The sequence below is a fragment of the Achromobacter sp. 1L-A-4-B-C2 genome (assembly GCF_057291955.1).
Genome location: NZ_JBXAWP010000001.1, coordinates 1,479,410 through 1,497,151 on the forward strand (window position 1 = coordinate 1,479,410; position 17,742 = coordinate 1,497,151).

A 17,742-nucleotide genomic window follows, 5' to 3' on the forward strand; every position below is an offset into this window, starting at 1 on the left:
TCGTGTTCTGTTTCATGACCGGCGCGCATCAGCGGAGCGGCGACCTAGCAGTCGTTTGGCGAAACCAATCGCCGGGCGCAAAAGCCCGCATCGCTGGTACAGCGCCACAACAAGATTCCCTATACGCAGCAGCAATCGCAACAGCTCCGGCGGCAGGGCGGTCACGTCCTGAAGCGCCTTTCTCTCGGCTGCCGGCGTATTGGAAAATGCATTGGAGTTCCACACGGCGATCGAGCTTTGGGAGAGCCGCTTTCGACGGGCCGCGCTGTCGTCCCCGTTCAGCAGATACGAGATCTGCTTGGCGCTCGGATAGTGGGCGTCCTCGGCAGGCAGTTCCATCAGGGCGCGCGGAATCAACAGGCCGATCTCGCCGTTCTGCGTCAGGCTCCATAGATGTTTAAGTTCCGCATACTCGGCAAGGCCGGTATCGAAAGTATCCAGGATAAGTTGACCCGGCCGAGTACGGAACACCGCCCGCATTCCCGGGCTCCGTCCGCTCATAGGGGCTGTATCCAGAGTCAAAGGCAGCGCGTACGTGTCAACTCGCGGCTCTCCGTTAGCGCGACGAATCGACCATCCCGACACAAACGGAATGTCGGCGCGCGCGCTCAAAACGCGTACGGCGATATCCAGATACGACGGTTCGACGACATCGCGCGCACTCAAAATGACAAGCGCTTCGGTCGTTCGCAATGCCTGTAAGCCGATAGGCGCCCCGGTGGAATCAACACTATAGACGTTCCGGCCGAACAAGAATGCCGAGCCCCTGGAGTCGGCGTCCCGGGCGGGCAACAGGACAATAGCCCGATGGTTGCCTTCCGCGAGCCGCTTGCACAGCGGCTGCGCCTGAGCTAGCGTTTCCGCCTGAACAATTACCGACAGCTTGAAGCCCTGGACAACCACAGGCACAGCCTTTTCCGTCGGTACTGCTTCGGCGCGCTCATAGATTGGCGCAACGCTGGCCGGCACCACAGGATAGGGGAATGTCAATCGATCCCGCAGCCCGGCGTCATCCCAAAGCCGGCCAATTTGTGCCGCAAGGGCATCGGACGATTTGCAATCGAACACTAAACTGTTGCGTTCATGCTGAAAAAAGTCGTCAAACCCAGGAATATCCGAAACGATAAGTGGGACGCCACCCGCGTACAGTTCATGTGCAGCGTAGCAAAACGATTCGGCGCGATTCGGAAAAACAGCAAAACGGACCTTGTCCAGCAACGCTTCGGTTGCCTCGTGCGATAGATGTCCCAGGACGTGGAACCGTTCGCGCAAGTCTGGAGGAATGCGCCGCAGCAAGTAGTCCGCATAAAGCCCGCAGCCATCCGGCGGCTGTTTGGAATCTCCACCCACAAAATAAAAATCAGGGGTCAACTCCGGTCTTTGGCGCATCCACAGAACGGCGGCATCCACCAGCAGGTCGACGCCCTTGATCGAAAACAATCTTCCATAAAACAAGATGCCGTTCTCAACACCATCCGAGGCCCGCTTGTTGAGTGTCTTCTGCAGCGGCGGCACGGCCACCACTTGCCGGGAGGCTACCGTCGGATAAAGGTCCTCAAGCGAACGCTTGGATACAGACTCTGAAGGGACGATTACGGTTTCCGCCAATGCCAAGGCCGCGCGCTCAAGCGAGTAAAGGAGATAGAGTTCGGGATGAAGGGAATTCGTCAGGTCTACGCGATCCATCGCCTCGATCGTGGCGTGGTACCGGACCGCAATTCGCGCGCCTTCGTAGCTGCCAAATGCGAGCTTTTCACATAGCGCGTAGTACGCAACGCCGTGATAATCGAAGAACTCGATGAGCGCCGGCCGCTCCAATTCGTGAACTCTACGAGCCGCCTCATTCAGCACATAGGAGCGCCACTCATACCACGAAGCGAAACTATCGCGCGGCAAAAGACCTTGGCCGCAGATATCCTCGACGCGGTGGGCGACGCAATTGTGCGGATTGGGAAGCTTCAGTCTTTCATCCTTGTCGAAATGCGCAAACACCTCAGCATCAACGTCCAGCAAGAAGACCACACGCCCGCCGGACTGAAGCAACTGTACGGCAAGGTTGTGAAGCAGCGCGCCACAACCGCCGCGCGTGACTGGGAACAACTCATAGCTGACGAAGCAGGTGGTCTGCATCAGTTCAGGAACCGTTGCAAGGACCGGACGGATTCCGCATTGTGCTCGATCGCATATTCGCGGTACGCCAAAACGATCTGGTCGCGCTCATCCAACGCCAACTCAATCTTTTGGGCGATTGCGTACGCGTCATCGGGCACAGTGACCACCAATCGGCTATGAAGATAGGGATGGTTTTCGAAATACGGAGTATTCGGGCCGATGATGCACGGCACCCCCGCTGCAAAACTCTCCAGAGGAAGCATTGGAGCACATTCATTAAGCGTCACATAAAGATTCAGGTGCGTGGTCGCAAGGTGACCGGGCATTTCAGCCTGAGGCACCATGCCCCCCAGAAAGCTCTGTGCAAGACCGAATTCCCGGCAAAAATCCAGCATACGCTCCGAGGCGACCGAGCCGACAATCTGTGCATCCTTAATGGTGGAAGCCGCCGCCAGCATTTCGTAGGGCGGCTTGTGCCTCAGTTCAGAAATACTCCAGATCCCGAGCTTGATCGGCGCGACCGGCACGGCCGCAGCTCTTTCAGGAATCTCACGGTACATGTTCAACAGGTAATGCGCGTCAATTCCACGACGCCGCAGGATCTGCTCCTGACCTTTCTTCACCAACCCGATACGATGGATCTTGCCTTGCCGTTGTAGCGCACACATGAGGCGAAAACTCCGCCAGGCATAGTCTTCTGTCGCCTGCATGAACGTGCCATGCCACACGACATGGACGGGCAGATCCGGAGCTTGCCGATTCAGCGCCTCAACGAGATGTTGATAGGAGAACGGGAATCCCTGCAGCACCACCGCGGTTGGGCTCCTCTGGAGCAGGCGCTCGACAATGCCCTCGCTGTCATCCGGCGTCACCTCGTCTGTGAGCAAAAGCAGATGTTCGAACATCTGCGCGGCTGAACTCCGAATGCCGAGCCAATCCGGATGCGCGATAGCCACGGGGACGCTCAATGGCAGCGCTTGTATCACCGCATCGGGACAGAGGCTCCGTACCGCCTGCAATGGCATGCCAGCTGCGCCATCAGCCGAGTTGCCACTGGTGCCAGCCGGCGTCTCAGTCCCCCGGGATACGGGCTTTGGCACCTGGCGCCGCGCAACAGCGCGGTACACCCGACCCAATGGCCCCTTCGACAGACGCAGTCCAACGCGGTAGGCAACCGATCCCTGGATCTCGCGATAGCGGGCCGTTGTGTCGGCAAGCAATGCCACGGTGCTCGCCAATTCCATCCGCAGCTTTGCCGTTTCAGTATCGACAGCAACGCCCGTCGCGGGTGCGGTTTCCCCGATGGGATCTCGATGCTCTGGCGGCGCCCCGGAATTCGTCGAATGGATTGTCATGAAAGTCGAGTAATGGAATTGCTAGTATGCATCGTGCCCAGATCGAACTCCGCCCAGGAAATGCTCGATGGCGGCAGTTCGCGGAAGAAGAGATATGGCCAGGACGCCCGGCGCGCCCAACCCACGACCTCGTGTCGACGAGGGCGCTCATATTTTAGATCAAAATTCGATGCGGTCCCGCCGCCATGTGGGCGACGAGCCGTGGACCTGGAGCGTCTGCACGCTACGATCCTTTTCCGGTCGTAGTTGCTGATCCTCTAAAACGAGCGAACGCAAGCGTACACCCGCGCTGCGATGAGACACCGTCTTTGCGCTTTCTTGCTATTCCACACGTTCGGAAGCGTCGGGTAACGGCGGCCAACCGCCTGAAAATCCTAGGCTTTTCCTGCCACGACAATCCCAACCATGATCAACGCAATGCCGAAAAAGTACTGCGTGCTGAATCGCTCCCCGAAAATGAGATGGCTTCCCAGCGGAACCAAGACGAATGCCAGTGCCATGATGGGGTACACCCGCCCGAGTTCGACGCGTTGCAGCACCCAGACCCAAGTGATCGACGTAATTCCGTAGAGCACCATTGCAGCGAACAAGGCACCAAGCGGTTTTGTCGAAAAAAACGTGCCTGACTGCGCCAGCGCAGACGCACTTACTTTGAACAGGATCTGGCCAATTGCCAACCCGACGACGCACAACACGGCGGCAATGTAAATCATCGGCTTGCCACATCAGGCTTATCAACAACCGCGTGAAATGCCACGAAAAGATTCAGGTCCATCGCAGGCAGTCTGGTGGGCCACCAAGATTCCTGAGCTTCTGGAAAATAGTGCTTCAAAAGCGCCATAAGGTTATTGCAAGGGTTCACGTGCTCGCGCGCCATCACGTAGTCGTAAGGAATCCCCATCGCCAATGCGGCTTTACGCGGACCAAGACGCCGCCCCAGGCGCCATGCAAATCCAGGGTCGGTAGGAATAAGGATTGACAACGTGCCCCCCGGCTTCAGCACCCGCCGCCATTCCTTCAAGGCTAGGTGGGGATGGTAGATATGCTCGAGCACATGCGTGGCGATAACCCGATCATAGCTATTATCAGCGCAATCGATGTCGGCCCCGGTCTGCACCGAATACGAAACGCGTCCACCATACTGGTCGCCAATCTTCTTGGCGGCGATATCCAGCGTCTTGGGATCCATATCGGTCAGGACATATTCGTCAAATTGATGTCTGACAAACGGCAAATGTTCGCCAGTACCCGCTCCAATTTCCAAAACCCGACCAAACTGGACGCTGCTGTCAAATTGCCGTTCAGTGAGCTTGTGGCTCGCGCGCATCACCCAGGATTGCAGCGGACTTTCGTAGTTGCGCTCATCGTAGACATCGGCGAATTTCTCCCGATATTCCACCCAAGCCTTGTCTTCATTATGCACTTCATTTCTCCGAATCTTTCACACTTAACGCCGAATATCCACGAACGCGGTGAAATGGCCTATCTGGCACGGCACTGATATCGTGCCCCAGAAATGCCAATATCAATTGCAGTCCGACAATAATTGGCAAAGCAGACAGCATCACCGTTCCTGCGGGGGTGGTCGACCCGTGGCCCGCCGCATCAATCCAATTGTAGATACCAAACAAACTTCCGAATAAAATCATCAAGCATCCCAACGGCAATTCAATCGAAGCCAGGGACATATCCCTCAAGTAGTAGTTGTAGAAAATACGCTTCGAGAAATTTCTTATATGCTTGAAGAAAAATTCGCCGATGATTTTCCCGATCTTCAGATTACTGACTTCATCACCATATTTTGCGTCCATCGGCACATCGAGCACTACGGCCCGCAACGTATTCAATCGGAACAACAAATCCGTTTCGAAAAAGTACCGGTTGCTTATTTTGTCCATAGGCAAGTGCTTAGCGACTTCCCTATGAATGGCGGTATATCCGTTGGTCGGATCAAACAAATTCCAATATCCCGACGACAGTTTTGTCATGAACGATAGCACGGCATTTCCGAACAAACGGATCTTCGGCATGGCCCTGATCTCCTCGAGGTCAAAAAAACGATTCCCCTTGGTATAGTCAGCTTCCCCACAAAGTATAGGTGCAACAAAATCAGGAATGAGCCTAGGGTCCATTTGCCCATCGCCGTCCAGCTTTACCATCACATCCATACCGTCCGCAATGGCAGCCCGATACCCCGCCATCACAGCGCCACCGACGCCTTGATTCACTTCATTGCGCAGCACGATCACTCGTTGATCGTCGCAATTCTCTCGGACGAATGCCCCCGAGTCGTCAGGGCAGGAGTCGTCCACAACGTATATCCGACTGACTTCCGGTCCAATGCCCTTTATAACCTCGAGAATGTGCTTCTTGACCTTATAACTGGGAATAATTACAGAAATTCTCGAAGACATCATTGAGCCTGTTTAGTCATTTCGCCCAGCCGCGCACCGGAGACGGCCATGCCTATCGCCATCATGACAACCAGCAACGACATCGCCACGGATGGCCATAAGTAACGATAGTCCTGCGCGCTCATAAGCACGCTGAGCCCGACACAATTGAGCAATGCCGGAGCGAATATCAAGGCCGCCGCGGACTTGCTACGATACATCACCATCAACGTGGCCAGCAGACCAAGAAGTATATATAGCGCGGGACGAGTGTAGATGGTGCTCTTCGCGAAGATCTGGCTATGCCAGTTGTCCAGCACCTGCTTGGCTTCCGGCAGCAGCGGCCGGGTACTGAGACCCAAAGCCTCGCCTTCCGGCATCGGGGTGATTTCTCCCGGCGATATCGCGACCATTTCGTCACCAATGCCACCGATACGCCAGATCAATCCTGTAACACAAAGCTGATGCTGTAGAAACACGCCGGGATGGCGCAAGATTTCCTTGAACATCAGAGCGTTCAAATCGCCCGCGCTTTCAGCAAGTAATTTATAAGAAACATGCTTATTCCAGAACAACGGAACAACCGACTGGCAGTTGTACCCTTGGATCCACTCCTGGCGTGGAAGTACTTTCTCCATCAGGTCGTTGTCGGCGGAATCGAACTGCACGCCGGCGCTCTCCATAGCGCCCAGTATGTGAACTGCAAAAATGGATCGGTAATGAGGAGCAACTGGATACGCGCCAAGAACGCTCAACAAGAGTGTTTTCGAAATAAGGAACACGGCGATTTGAGCAAGCAAAGCTCCCCCAACTCTCAATTTGCTGCGCCGGCCCTTCGCAAAGACGAAGAGCAACACGAAAAAGAGGACAACAATGATGATTCCGTTATGGCGGACGCCAAAGGTCAACACGCCCGCTAAGCTCATCGCAACGATCGAGCTCCACGTTAGGGTGAGGTTGCGCCTGACTTCCCGGGCAGCCAACGTACTCAACAGAATGATGCCTATGGTGAACGGCACATCCTTCCACAACGTAGTGACCAGCATGAAATTCGCCGGAAACAGGGGAAAAATGACCATCGATACCGCTACGACATTTCGGTGCACACCCCACGCCATCGCTTCCTTCATGAAAAACCAGGTCACAGCCGTAAGGGCGATAATCTGAAGCAAAGCCGCCGCCTGAGGCGCGGGGTATATCAAATACGCCAATTTATAGAGGAAGGTCGACATAATGGGATGCGCGTCCGCGTAATACCCGTGGACGATCTGCCTCCATTGGTCGATCGAATCCGGCGACATTTGCGCTGGCCAGTACGCTGCCAGCACCAGCCCGTAGACGAGAACGCTCGGAATCGCTAGCCACAAGCTGAGCGGCAATTTGCTGTTTTCGCAAGCAGCGGGTCCCGTACTGTCGGAACGCAGGCGCGCTAAAAATTTCGTCGCGGCAAGGAACGCCATAAACGCGGTGACAAAGATCAGGATGCCTTTCAGCGCCGTGCGCCATACATTCAACTCAAGCGGCAGCGTCCTATAGAGATCGACTCTGAGTGTGCCCGGCGTGGCGGAATACAGGTCATAACGTTGCGAAAAATCGCCACTACTGATTTCGACAATTCCTGAATATTCATGCTTCGTGAAATTCAACGTGTCTCCGGCTCCGATCCGGGCATTGGTTTGAATCGTCGCAGGTTGATTTTGAAACGAAACCAAACTGCCGTCGCGCCGCTCCCAGCCGCTATCCAATTGCGTGGCGGAGTCGCGGACATCATTGACCAGCGGCGAGGAAAGCCAGACTTCGGTCGATTTCGCCAGAGGGTTCCGCTCACCCGTGGCGGTTATCTTCAGTGCTCCCGAGGCATCTAGGATCGGTTTTAGGGGAAGCATTATCAGCAATAACAACGCGAATATCACCGATATTACAACGCCCTTCCTGTTGGACAGCACAATTATTCTTCCTATTAACCGAATTATCTAAAAATTACCCAACATCCCAGCAGGACGATGCTCTCAGAGTTTCGTTTTCTTGAGACGTGGCCGTTTTCGCTGCCTCATTACCAACCATCTCGGCATATCGAACCGGACGAGCTTTCTGTAAAGGATAAGGTAGGTGGTCGAAAACAGAAAAACGAACAAAATGAGTATGTACTCGTACTGCCAGAACAACACTGCCGGTATGACGGCAAACGATGACAGCAACCAGAGATACGGTGAGGTCATTGCATTCCGCCGGATCTGATGACGCACTTCCTGCCCGCCGGCCCACCGGATTAACCGCTTGTATATAAGCATGTGGAGATGCACACCGTCCGGCATACCGGGAGACTGCCCCCTCAAGAACTTCTTCCTATATATCGAAAACAAAGTTTCGAAAACCGGGTAAATACATAGCAATAGCGGAAACCATGCCGAAACTTGCGGATGCCGGGCGAGCATGAGAACCGATATCGCACCGATCATGAAACCCACGAAGTAAGCCCCCCCGTCTCCCAAGAAGATGAGACCGCGAGGGTAATTCCATACCAGAAAGCCCGCGATGGCGCCGATCATCCCCACGGCAGTCACAAGAAGGAACCTATCACCCAGGTAATAGGAGACATAGGCGAAACCTGCAAATATCATTGCTGAAATCACCGCGGCGAGTCCGTTATAGCCATCGATGATATTGATCGCGTTCGCTGCACCAGCCATGGCGACTGCCGTAAACATGAACGACACGACAGTGAATTTAAGCAACCAATCGACGCCGATGATATCGAGGCGCGTCAATTCCGCGCCAAGAAAATAATATGCGGCACCTCCTGACACCATCGCCAGCCCTAGACGCACAAGGACCCTCACCCTTTTCGTGAGGTCCTCAGCCAATCCACCGAGAAACGCGGGCATGGAAACTGCCATGAGCGTCAGCAACTCCTGATGCAATGACGGCTCCCTGAATGCGACCAGCCCGCAAATGCTAAACATTGCGACGATAATCGACACGCCGCCAACTCGCGGCACAGGAACAACATGATATTTCTGAATACCGGATACGTCGTGGTCAGCGGTATATTTGGCATGCAACGTGTTGTAGCGCACGAGCAAGAGCGTGACCACAAGCGAAATCAGGAATGCTACTAGAACATAAACCATAAAAACACCGCGTTTGTAATTTCGCGCAATTTTAGTACTAAGCCCTCCCCATGGAGGGCTACGCAATATTTATTGCCGTTTTGGTACACAACGGCCGGTGTTTTGTTGGGTTTTCACCCAAACTCAATGCGCATGTCGCACGTCCCCTGAACTGTCCCGTGCGCGCCGCATTGGCGCACGATCGGATTTTACCGTGAGGGCTGCCCGGCGCACTACGGGCCACATGTCGCCCTCCGCTAGGGCTATTCGACTGGGCACCCGTAGCCACCGCCCGCGCAGGGGAGAACTTTAACCGTTTCGACGGCTAGGTTCTCGATGACGTTCCCATGCTCGGCCTTGAAATCGCGCCGCCGCTTGGCGGATCCGCCACTGGCCATCGGCGTTGAGCAGTAGCCAAAAGTTCCAAACGGCGCAAGAATGAACGCATAAAGCTTCTAAAAGGAGACTGCCATGCGCATTGCCGATGCCCAATGGATTCCTTCGACGCAGCACCAGACATGGGATGCGTTGACGGACCCGAGAGTCTTGCAGAAGTGCATACCGGGTTGCGTGGAAGTTGCGATGCGCAGCCCTACCGAATACGCCGTCACCCTGCGTGCCAATATCGCGGGGATCGACACCGACTACGAGGGCGAGATCCTGCTCTCGGACGTCAACGCCCCCGACAGCTGCACCCTGGTGTTCGAAGGCAAGGGCCGTGCGGCCTGCCTGGCCATCGGCACCGCCCAGGTCAATCTCAGCACCAAGGACCAGGGCACCCGCGTGGCCTATACCGTGGCCGGCATGGCGGGCGGCAAGTTGGCTGAATGTGGCGAAGGGCTGTTGCTGAAAGCCGGCGACAAGATCATCCAGAAGTTCTTTGCCGCGTTCATCGACCACATGGCCGTCCAGCCGCGGATCGCGCCGCCGCCCCCTCCCCCCGAACCTGAACCTCGCGGCGTGTCCAATTCCCGCTGGTCATGGCTGCTGGTCGTGGTGATCATTGCGGTTTTCTGGGGCTACCACTCGTTTTACAAGTGAAAACCCTAGTGGGCCGGTGATATCCTAGGCGGCATGACTCCGCCGCCGACACCGACCCAGCCCGCCGCCGATCCCACCCGCTCCAAGAGGGATTTGCTGATGGCCATGGCGGGGGTCTCGGCAACCGTGGTGCTGGCCGCGCTGGATTCCACCATCATCAGTACCACCTTGCCGCGCGTGGCCGAGGCGCTGAACGGCATGGCGCTCTATGCCTGGGTGGGCACCGGCTACCTGCTGGCCACCGCGGCGTCCATCCTGATCTTTGGTCGGTTGGGCGACATGTTCGGGCGCAAGCCGCTGATGCTGGTTTCCGTGCTGATCATCGCGCTGGGCTCCATTGCGTGCGGCCTGGCGCAGTCCATGACCCAATTGATCGTTTTCCGCACCCTGCAAGGGGTGGGCGGCGGCATGATGATTGCCACCGCCTTCGCCGCGCCGGCCGACCTGTTTCCCGACGCCAAGCAGCGCGTGCGATGGATGGCGCTGGTGTCCGCCGCCTTTGCCATGGCCAGCGGTATCGGCCCGGTGCTGGGCGGCGCGGCGACCCAGGCGCTGGGCTGGCGGGCGGCATTCTTCATATCTCCCGTTGCGGCCGCAGGCGCGTTTTTCCTGTTGGCCCGCTACTTTCCCCGTATTCGCCCCATGCATGACGGCAGCCGCAAAATCGACTGGGTGGGCGCCATCCTGCTCGTCTTGGCCGTGGGCGCGCCGCTCGCGGCGCTGGAGCTGGCCTTTGCCCAGGGCGAGCATGCCCACCCCCTGCTGGGCGCCATGTTGGCAGTGATCGGCGTGGCCGCCATCGCCATCCTGATTCCTACCGAACGCCGCGTGAAGTCGCCCATCTTCCCGCTGCGCGTTCTGGCCGGACAAGAATCCAAACTGCTGAACCTGGCCGCGATGATGGTGGGCGCGGTGATGTTCGTGCTGATCTTCTACAGCCCGCTGCTGTTGCAGCAGGTGCTGGGCTACACCCCCAGCGAGGCCGGGTTGCTGCTGACGCCGCTAGTTGCCGCGATTTCGGTGGGCAGCATCATCAACGGGCGCATGTTTCCCAAGCAGACCGAGCCGCAGCGCTTGATGGTGTTTGGCGGGCTGCTGCTGGCAGCCGGGACCTTGATGGTGTTGCTGATTTCACCTGGCACGTCGGCGTGGTGGATTCTTGCCGCGTTCTTCGTCAACGGATGCGCGCTGGGCTTTCTGCTGCCCAATCTGACGCTCTTCATGCAGATGCTGAGCGAACGCCGAGACGTGGGCGTGGCGTCCGCGCTGGTGCAAACCACGCGCGCCATCGGCAGCGCGCTGGGCACCGCGCTGGTCGGGATCATGATTTCGCATGGCACGGTACTAAACGGAGTGCGGGCCGGGCTGGTCTTGTGTATTGTCCTGTCCCTGTCCTGTGCGCTGCTGGCGTACCGGGTCAAGATGAAGAACCTGGTCACCAGCCGCAAATAAGGCTCACCGAGACACACCATGCGTCAACGCAATTTGCTGGACCTGCTGCTGCTGGCAGGGGTCTGGGGCGGTTCCTTTCTGTTCATGCGGCTTGCCGTCAACGATTTCGGGCCCGTCGCCCTGATCGAACTTCGCGTCGGCCTGGCCGCGCTGTTCTTGCTGCCCGCCGCGATGTGGCGCGGCAAGCTGCCCGTGATTGCGCGGCACTGGAAGGCCCTGCTGGTGGTCGGCACCCTGAACGCCGCCGTACCGTTCTTGCTGTATGCCTATGCCGCGCAATCGTTGGGCGCGGGGTTCCTGTCCGTGGCCAACGCGGTAACGCCCGTGTGGGGCGCCGTGGTGGGATGGCTGTGGCTCAAGGACAGGCTGCCGTGGATGCGGTCGCTGGGTCTGCTGATCGGCTTCGTGGGCATCATCGTGCTGGTGTGGGACAAGCTTAACTTCCAGGCCGGGGGCACCGGCCCCGCCGTGCTTGCCGCCGTTTCCGCACCCGTTTTCTACGGCCTCGCCGCGAACTGGACCAAGCGCTTCCTGACGGGCGTGGACGCGCTGGCCAGCGCCACGGGCAGCATGATCGCGGCCTCGCTGGTGCTGCTGCCGTTGGCCGTGTCCGCCTGGCCGGAGACGCCCGCATCGATGACGGCGTGGATATCCACGGTGCTGCTTGCCGTGGTGTGCACCGGCGCGGCCTACATCATCTTTTTCCGGTTGATCGCCAACGTCGGCCCCACCGGCGCGGTCAGCGTCACGTTCCTGGTGCCGATCTTCGGCGTGGTGTGGGGTGCGTGGTTGCTGGACGAAAGCATCACGCCGTCCATCGTGCTGGGCGCCGCCATCATCCTGGTTGGGACCGCGCTGGCGTTGGGACTGGTCAAGCGGCGCGCGTGATCCGCCGCGTCAGTATTTGTCGGACGAGCCCGTCAGCGCCACGCCGATACGCAGCAGCGTGTAGGACGCCGCATCCACCCAACGCCGCAACCAGCCCCGGCGCTGATAGTCCAGCGGCCGGATGAAATTGCCACCCTCGCGAATGGCCGTTTCCAGGCGCTCTTGCAGATCCCAGGCAAAGGGCTGATCGTCGACGACGACGTTGGCCTCGCGCGCCAGCAGCAAGCTGAAGGGGTCCAGGTTCGATGAGCCCACCGTCGCCACGTTGTCGATCACGGCAACCTTGGCGTGCAGGTAGCTGGGCATGTACTCATAGATTTCAATGCCGTCGCGCAGCAACTGGTCGTATAGCGAGCGCGTGGCGTGATACTGCATGCGGTATTCGACCTTGCCTTGCAACAGCAGGCGCACGCGCACGCCCCGCGCGGCGGCCTTGGCCAGGGCGCGGCGAAATTGCCGCCCCGGAAAGAAATACGCGTTGGCGATGAGAATGTCGCGCCGAGCCTGCGTGATGCCATACAGGTAAGCGCGTTCAAACGTCTGGCGAAAACGCAGGTTGTCGCGCAGCACCAGCGCGGCGCGCAGCGTGCCGCAGGGCTTGACGTGCGCGTGATGCGGCTTGGTCAGCCGCATGCGGTTCCAGTCGCGCGGATGGCGGCGCAGCCGTGCCCAGTTCAGGCGTACCCACAGCAGGTCTTGCGCATAGGCCGCCTCGGTGACCAGCGGCCCTTGCACTTGCACCGCGAAGTCAAAGCGCGGCCCAGGGATGCCGTCGGTCGGGTCCAGGTCGTCGTAGTCGTCCACGACATTGATGCCGCCGATGAATGCGATGCTGCCGTCCACCACGGTCACCTTGCGGTGCAGGCGGCGCAGGCGGCTGCGTGATGGGATGTAGCGCGCAAACCAGCGTGGTTCGGGCCGGAAGATGCGGCATTGCGCGCCCGCTTCAAGCAGGCGGGCGCGCACGGCTTCCACATGCATGGCGCTGCCGAAACCGTCCAGCACCACCCTGACCTTCACGCCGCGCCGCGCTGCCGCCATCAGGCTTTCCAGCACCTGGACGCCTGTGCGGTCCAGCATGAAGATGTAGGTTTCCAGATGCACGCTGACCTGCGCGGCATCGATGGCCGCGCAGAGCGCGGGGAAAAAGTCGGCACCGTTCTGCAACAAGCGAATGCTGTTGCCGTCCGTCCATTCCAACTTGACCTGCTCGGCCTTCACGGGAGTTCCAGCTCCGCCAGCAAGGGAGAATGATCGGACAGGCGCGCCCATTCCCGCCCGCGCAACACGCGCGCGCTACGCACAGCGAAACCGCGCTGATAAATGCGGTCCAGGCGAAACCACGGGAACACGGCCGGAAAGGTACGGGGCGGCGGCAGCAGCGGCGGCGCGCTGCCGCCCATGCCCAGCTGATTGGTGCGTTCCATCACGGACAAGCCGCCGTTGGGCAAGCCGCGCAACGCGTTGCTCAGGCGCTTGACCGAATCGCGCAAGCGCGGCAATTCACCACCATGGCTGCGCGGCGCGTGCGAGAACACTTCGTACAGCCCCAATTGCTGTACGAATAGCGGGGCCAGGCGGTCGTTCCAGTCGTTGAAATCGCCAGCGATCAGGATGGGTTCACCGTCAGGCACCATGCGACGAATGCGCTCGGTCAGCGCCAGCACCTGGCGCGTTCGGCTGCCGGCGAACAGGCCCAGGTGCACAACGAAACAGTGCACCGGGCGGTCATCGACTTCGATACGCGCGTGCAACAGCCCGCGTTGCTCCAGCCGGTGATCGGAGATGTCCAGGTTTTCGTGGTCAAGAATGGGAAAGCGCGACAACAGCGCATTGCCGTGATCCGTGGCATGACGGATGGCGTTGCGGCCATAGGCCACGTCCAGCCTCAAGGCGGCGGCAAGTGATTCGTGTTGCGCGTGGAGCAGGGATCGTTGCTCGTTGCGGCCCTGGACCTCCTGCAGGAAGACAAGATCCGGGCGCAGGCCATACAGGCCCAAGCGAAGTTCATTCAGGGAGTCGAGCCGGCCCAATGCCGAACGGCCCTTGTGAATGTTGTAGCTGACGACACGGATGAGCGACATAAAAGCGATGGCGCCTTTTGAAAGCAGAGGAACCACTGGCCAGACCCAAGAGCAGCTCCGGCAAGCACCGCCAACAAAGCGGCGTTTGCCAGATTACTCCAATTCAGCCACACCCTGCCGCGACAAAACACTCACAAGTAGCCACGCAGCCAAGAACGCAACCCGCCGCAAGCCCATGCCGCCCCACAAGCCGGGCCGCCGAGGATCCGGCTCCGCCGGTCCCGCGAGGCGCCCCCCTGGGGGGGAGGCGCCCCCGGCGCCTCGGGGGGGCTTACTTAGCCTCGACGTTACGCAAGCGGATGTGCAATTCGCGCAGCTGCTTTTCGTCGACTTCGGAAGGCGCTTGCGTCAGCAGATCCTGGGCGCGTTGCGTCTTCGGGAAGGCGATCACGTCGCGAATCGATTCGGCGCCGGTCATCATCGTGACAATGCGGTCCAGGCCGAATGCGATGCCGCCGTGCGGAGGCGCGCCATATTGCAGCGCGTCCAGCAGGTAGCCGAACTTTTCCTGAGCTTCCTCGGCGCCGATCTTCAGCGCGCGGAACACCTTGCTCTGGACTTCTTCGCGGTGGATACGGACCGAGCCGCCGCCGATTTCCCAACCGTTCAACACCATGTCGTAAGCCTTGGCGAAGGCTTTGCTGGGATCGGTTTCCAGGAAGTCTTCGTGGCCGTCCTTCGGGCTGGTGAACGGGTGGTGGGCGGCGGTGTAGCGGCCGTCTTCCTCGTCGTATTCGAACATCGGGAAGTCAACCACCCACAGCGGCTGCCAACCGGCCTCGAACAGGCCCGTCTTCTTGCCGAATTCGCTGTGGCCGATCTTCACGCGCAGCGCGCCGATGGCGTCGTTGACGACCTTCTCGCGATCCGCGCCAAAGAAAATGATGTCGCCGTCTTGCGCGCCGGTGCGCTTGACCAGTTCGGCCAGGGCAGCGTCGTGCAGGTTCTTGACGATGGGCGATTGCAGGCCGTCGCGGCCCTTGGCCACTTCGTTGACCTTGATGTAGGCCAGGCCCTTGGCGCCGTAGATGCCCACGAATTGCGTGTAGCCATCGATTTCGCTGCGGGACATTTCGGCGCCACCGGGCACACGCAGGGCAACCACGCGGCTGCCGGGCGCCGTGGCGGCGGCGGCAAACACCTTGAAGTCCACATCGCGCATGACATCGGTCATGTCGGTGAATTCAAGCTTCACGCGCAGGTCCGGCTTGTCGGAACCATAGCGGCGCATCGCTTCGGTCCACGGCATGATCGGGAACGGCTGCGCCAGATCAACGCCCTGCACCACCTTGAACACGTGACGGATCAGGTTTTCGAAGATTTCACGGATCTCGAATTCGTTCAGGAACGACGTTTCGCAGTCGATCTGGGTGAATTCGGGCTGGCGGTCAGCGCGCAGGTCTTCGTCGCGGAAGCACTTGGTGATCTGGTAGTAGCGGTCAAAGCCCGACACCATCAGCATCTGCTTGAACAGCTGCGGCGATTGCGGCAGCGCGAAGAAGTGGCCGGCGTTCACGCGCGAGGGCACCAGGTAGTCACGCGCGCCTTCGGGCGTGCTCTTGGCCAGCATCGGAGTTTCGATGTCGATGAAGCCCAGCTGGTCCAGGAACTTGCGCGTTTCGATCGACACGCGGTAACGCAGCATCAGGTTGCGCTGCATTTGCGGGCGGCGCAGGTCCAGCACGCGGTGCGTCAGGCGGGTCGTCTCCGACAGGTTGTCGTCGTCCAGCTGGAACGGCGGGGTGACCGACGCGTTCAGGATTTCAACTTCCTTGCACAGCACTTCGATTTCGCCCGAAGCCAGCTCGCTGTTGGCGGTGCCTGCCGGACGCTCGCGCACCAGGCCGGTGACGCGGACGCAGAATTCATTGCGCAGGCGCTCGGCGGTGGCGAAGGCGGCGTTGTCCGGATCGAACACGATCTGGGCCAGGCCCGCGCGGTCGCGCAAGTCGATGAAGATGACCCCGCCGTGGTCGCGGCGGCGGTTCACCCAGCCGTACAGGGTGACGGTCTGGCCGAGATGGTCACGGCAAACCTGGCCGGTGTAGCAGGTACGCATGCGGGATGACTCCGTTGTGTGCTTAGTTTGAGCGTAAGGGTTACGAATCGGCTCGCGGCGCGTCTTGCACGCCGGTTGCCGGAGAGAGCGGGGCCGGTTGACCCTCGGGCGCAAGCGCCTGGGTCGGGGCGACCACGCCCATGGAAACGATGTACTTCAATGCCGCGTCCACACTCATCTGAAGATCGATCGCGTCGGCGCGAGGCATCATCAGAAAGAAGCCGGACGTGGGGTTCGGTGTCGTGGGCACATACACGCTGATGTGGTCGCCCGGCATCAGGCCGGCCACTTCACCGCTGGGCGTGCCGGTAACGAAAGCGATGGTCCAGGAACCAGCGCGGGGGTACTGCACCAGTACCGCCCGACGAAACGCCTGGCCATTGGGGGCCAGCACGGTGTCGCTGACCTGCTTGACCGAGTTGTAGATGGAGCGCACCAGCGGAATACGGCCCAGCAGGCTTTCCCACTGGTCCACCATGGTACGGCCGATGAGGTTTGCCGCGAATATGCCCGTCAGCAACACCACTACGATGACCAGAACGAAGCGGAAGCCCGGGATGTCGATGCCGAACAGCGATTCGGACGACAGGAAGCCGGGCACGAACCCTTCCAGGGTGGCGACCAGCAAGCCCAGTACCCACACCGTGATGACCAGGGGGACCCAGATCAGCAAGCCGGTGATGAAGTACTTCTTGATAAGGCGCATCCGCATCGCAGGGGGCTCTAGGCGGGCGTACCGCCGGCCGGCGCAGCGGGGCTGGCCGCAGGCGCGGCTGCCGGTGCGGGCGTGGTGCTGGCGGCGGGTGCCGCCGGCGTGGCCGCCGGGGCACCTTCCGACGGCGCCGCGGCACCCGTGGCGGCTGCGCCACTTGAACCGTTGTTACGGAAGTCGGTCACGTACCAGCCGGAGCCTTTCAGCTGGAATCCAGCCGCGGTCACCTGCTTGGAGAACGTGCTTTGGCCGCATTCGGGGCAAACCGAAAGGGGCGCATCGGAAATCTTCTGCAAGACGTCTTTGGCATGGCCGCAGGCGCTGCACTTATAAGCGTAGATGGGCATCAGGGGCTCCGAGGCACACGCCCGGAAATCAAAGCCGTCAAACGCCAGACACGAAGTGGTCAGGAGCGACGGGGGGGGCTAGGCCGGAAAAAAATTCGGGAAAGTCTTGAATTTTAGCGGTTTTTCGGAAACCGTCGGTGCCCGGTCACGCCTTGGGGGGCCAAGCGGCATCCCCAAGGGCGCGACCCT

At 59.6% G+C, this 17,742-nt stretch carries 15 protein-coding genes; 3 read left to right on the top strand and 12 right to left on the bottom strand.

Annotation, left to right across the window (positions count from 1 at the left end):
• Nucleotides 1–12: 12 nt before the first annotated feature.
• The 7 genes from AC0Z35_RS06825 to AC0Z35_RS06855 form a co-directional block, all read right to left on the bottom strand.
• Nucleotides 13–2,130: a glycosyltransferase family 4 protein gene (locus AC0Z35_RS06825; protein WP_485131059.1), complete on the bottom strand. Its 2,118-nt coding sequence runs from the start codon at nucleotides 2,128–2,130 to the stop codon at nucleotides 13–15.
• The gene (locus AC0Z35_RS06830; RefSeq protein ID WP_485131058.1) at nucleotides 2,130–3,467 is read right to left on the bottom strand and encodes a glycosyltransferase family protein; all 1,338 of its coding nucleotides are present in this window, start codon (nucleotides 3,465–3,467) and stop codon (nucleotides 2,130–2,132) included. Before AC0Z35_RS06830 ends, AC0Z35_RS06825 begins: the two co-directional genes overlap by 1 nt.
• 374 nt (nucleotides 3,468–3,841) lie before the next feature.
• Nucleotides 3,842–4,180 carry an EamA family transporter gene (locus tag AC0Z35_RS06835; RefSeq protein ID WP_485131057.1) on the bottom strand — a complete coding sequence of 113 codons (339 nt, stop codon included), beginning with the start codon at nucleotides 4,178–4,180 and terminating at the stop codon, nucleotides 3,842–3,844.
• A complete protein-coding gene (locus AC0Z35_RS06840) occupies nucleotides 4,177–4,890 on the bottom strand; it encodes a class I SAM-dependent methyltransferase (protein WP_485131056.1) in 714 nt (237 codons plus the stop codon). Before AC0Z35_RS06840 ends, AC0Z35_RS06835 begins: the two co-directional genes overlap by 4 nt.
• Before the next feature lies 1 nt (nucleotide 4,891).
• On the bottom strand, nucleotides 4,892–5,884 hold the full coding sequence (locus AC0Z35_RS06845; RefSeq protein ID WP_485131055.1) for a glycosyltransferase family 2 protein: 993 nt from the start codon (nucleotides 5,882–5,884) through the stop codon (nucleotides 4,892–4,894).
• Nucleotides 5,881–7,806 carry a hypothetical protein gene (locus AC0Z35_RS06850; RefSeq protein ID WP_485131054.1) on the bottom strand — a complete coding sequence of 642 codons (1,926 nt, stop codon included), beginning with the start codon at nucleotides 7,804–7,806 and terminating at the stop codon, nucleotides 5,881–5,883. Before AC0Z35_RS06850 ends, AC0Z35_RS06845 begins: the two co-directional genes overlap by 4 nt.
• 63 nt (nucleotides 7,807–7,869) lie before the next feature.
• A complete protein-coding gene (locus AC0Z35_RS06855) occupies nucleotides 7,870–8,991 on the bottom strand; it encodes an MraY family glycosyltransferase (RefSeq protein ID WP_485131053.1) in 1,122 nt (373 codons plus the stop codon).
• Nucleotides 8,992–9,441: 450 nt separating this feature from the next.
• Here AC0Z35_RS06855 and AC0Z35_RS06860 point away from each other — a divergent pair, with 450 nt between their 5' ends.
• The 3 genes from AC0Z35_RS06860 to AC0Z35_RS06870 are packed head-to-tail and all read left to right on the top strand — an operon-like array spanning nucleotide 9,442 to nucleotide 12,351.
• Nucleotides 9,442–10,011: an SRPBCC family protein gene (locus tag AC0Z35_RS06860; RefSeq protein WP_046802946.1), complete on the top strand. Its 570-nt coding sequence runs from the start codon at nucleotides 9,442–9,444 to the stop codon at nucleotides 10,009–10,011.
• Between the two features lie 33 nt (nucleotides 10,012–10,044).
• Complete coding sequence (locus AC0Z35_RS06865) at nucleotides 10,045–11,463, top strand: MFS transporter (protein ID WP_104142528.1); 1,419 nt, start codon at nucleotides 10,045–10,047, stop codon at nucleotides 11,461–11,463.
• A gap of 18 nt (nucleotides 11,464–11,481) precedes the next feature.
• Nucleotides 11,482–12,351, top strand: coding sequence for a DMT family transporter (locus AC0Z35_RS06870; RefSeq protein WP_104142527.1), 870 nt, complete (start codon nucleotides 11,482–11,484; stop codon nucleotides 12,349–12,351).
• Between the two features lie 9 nt (nucleotides 12,352–12,360).
• Here the strand turns inward: AC0Z35_RS06870 and clsB are convergent, their stop codons facing one another.
• The 5 genes from clsB to AC0Z35_RS06895 form a co-directional block, all read right to left on the bottom strand.
• Nucleotides 12,361–13,572, bottom strand: coding sequence for a cardiolipin synthase ClsB (gene clsB, locus AC0Z35_RS06875; RefSeq protein ID WP_104142525.1), 1,212 nt, complete (start codon nucleotides 13,570–13,572; stop codon nucleotides 12,361–12,363).
• Nucleotides 13,569–14,435 carry an endonuclease/exonuclease/phosphatase family protein gene (locus tag AC0Z35_RS06880; protein ID WP_046802943.1) on the bottom strand — a complete coding sequence of 289 codons (867 nt, stop codon included), beginning with the start codon at nucleotides 14,433–14,435 and terminating at the stop codon, nucleotides 13,569–13,571. The genes clsB and AC0Z35_RS06880 overlap by 4 nt, the downstream gene beginning before the upstream one ends.
• 271 nt (nucleotides 14,436–14,706) lie before the next feature.
• Nucleotides 14,707–16,494 carry an aspartate--tRNA ligase gene (gene aspS, locus AC0Z35_RS06885; protein ID WP_046802942.1) on the bottom strand — a complete coding sequence of 596 codons (1,788 nt, stop codon included), beginning with the start codon at nucleotides 16,492–16,494 and terminating at the stop codon, nucleotides 14,707–14,709.
• A 40-nt stretch (nucleotides 16,495–16,534) separates the two neighbouring features.
• Complete coding sequence (locus AC0Z35_RS06890; RefSeq protein ID WP_046802941.1) at nucleotides 16,535–17,200, bottom strand: DUF502 domain-containing protein; 666 nt, start codon at nucleotides 17,198–17,200, stop codon at nucleotides 16,535–16,537.
• Between the two features lie 17 nt (nucleotides 17,201–17,217).
• A complete protein-coding gene (locus AC0Z35_RS06895) occupies nucleotides 17,218–17,553 on the bottom strand; it encodes an FmdB family zinc ribbon protein (protein WP_319307568.1) in 336 nt (111 codons plus the stop codon).
• Nucleotides 17,554–17,742: the final 189 nt, after the last annotated feature.

What these genes read in the sequence shown, in the direction of transcription:
- AC0Z35_RS06890 (WP_046802941.1), bottom strand. Translation starts at nt 17,200, where the DNA reads ATGCGCCTTATCAAGAAGTACTTCATCACCGGCTTGCTGATCTGGGTC.
- AC0Z35_RS06865 (WP_104142528.1), top strand. Translation starts at nt 10,045, where the DNA reads ATGACTCCGCCGCCGACACCGACCCAGCCCGCCGCCGATCCCACCCGC.
- AC0Z35_RS06825 (WP_485131059.1), bottom strand. Translation starts at nt 2,130, where the DNA reads ATGCAGACCACCTGCTTCGTCAGCTATGAGTTGTTCCCAGTCACGCGC.
- AC0Z35_RS06880 (WP_046802943.1), bottom strand. Translation starts at nt 14,435, where the DNA reads ATGTCGCTCATCCGTGTCGTCAGCTACAACATTCACAAGGGCCGTTCG.
- aspS (WP_046802942.1), bottom strand. Translation starts at nt 16,494, where the DNA reads ATGCGTACCTGCTACACCGGCCAGGTTTGCCGTGACCATCTCGGCCAG.
- AC0Z35_RS06855 (WP_485131053.1), bottom strand. Translation starts at nt 8,991, where the DNA reads ATGGTTTATGTTCTAGTAGCATTCCTGATTTCGCTTGTGGTCACGCTC.
- AC0Z35_RS06835 (WP_485131057.1), bottom strand. Translation starts at nt 4,180, where the DNA reads ATGATTTACATTGCCGCCGTGTTGTGCGTCGTCGGGTTGGCAATTGGC.
- AC0Z35_RS06830 (WP_485131058.1), bottom strand. Translation starts at nt 3,467, where the DNA reads ATGACAATCCATTCGACGAATTCCGGGGCGCCGCCAGAGCATCGAGAT.
- AC0Z35_RS06845 (WP_485131055.1), bottom strand. Translation starts at nt 5,884, where the DNA reads ATGATGTCTTCGAGAATTTCTGTAATTATTCCCAGTTATAAGGTCAAG.
- AC0Z35_RS06870 (WP_104142527.1), top strand. Translation starts at nt 11,482, where the DNA reads ATGCGTCAACGCAATTTGCTGGACCTGCTGCTGCTGGCAGGGGTCTGG.
- AC0Z35_RS06860 (WP_046802946.1), top strand. Translation starts at nt 9,442, where the DNA reads ATGCGCATTGCCGATGCCCAATGGATTCCTTCGACGCAGCACCAGACA.
- AC0Z35_RS06895 (WP_319307568.1), bottom strand. Translation starts at nt 17,553, where the DNA reads ATGCCCATCTACGCTTATAAGTGCAGCGCCTGCGGCCATGCCAAAGAC.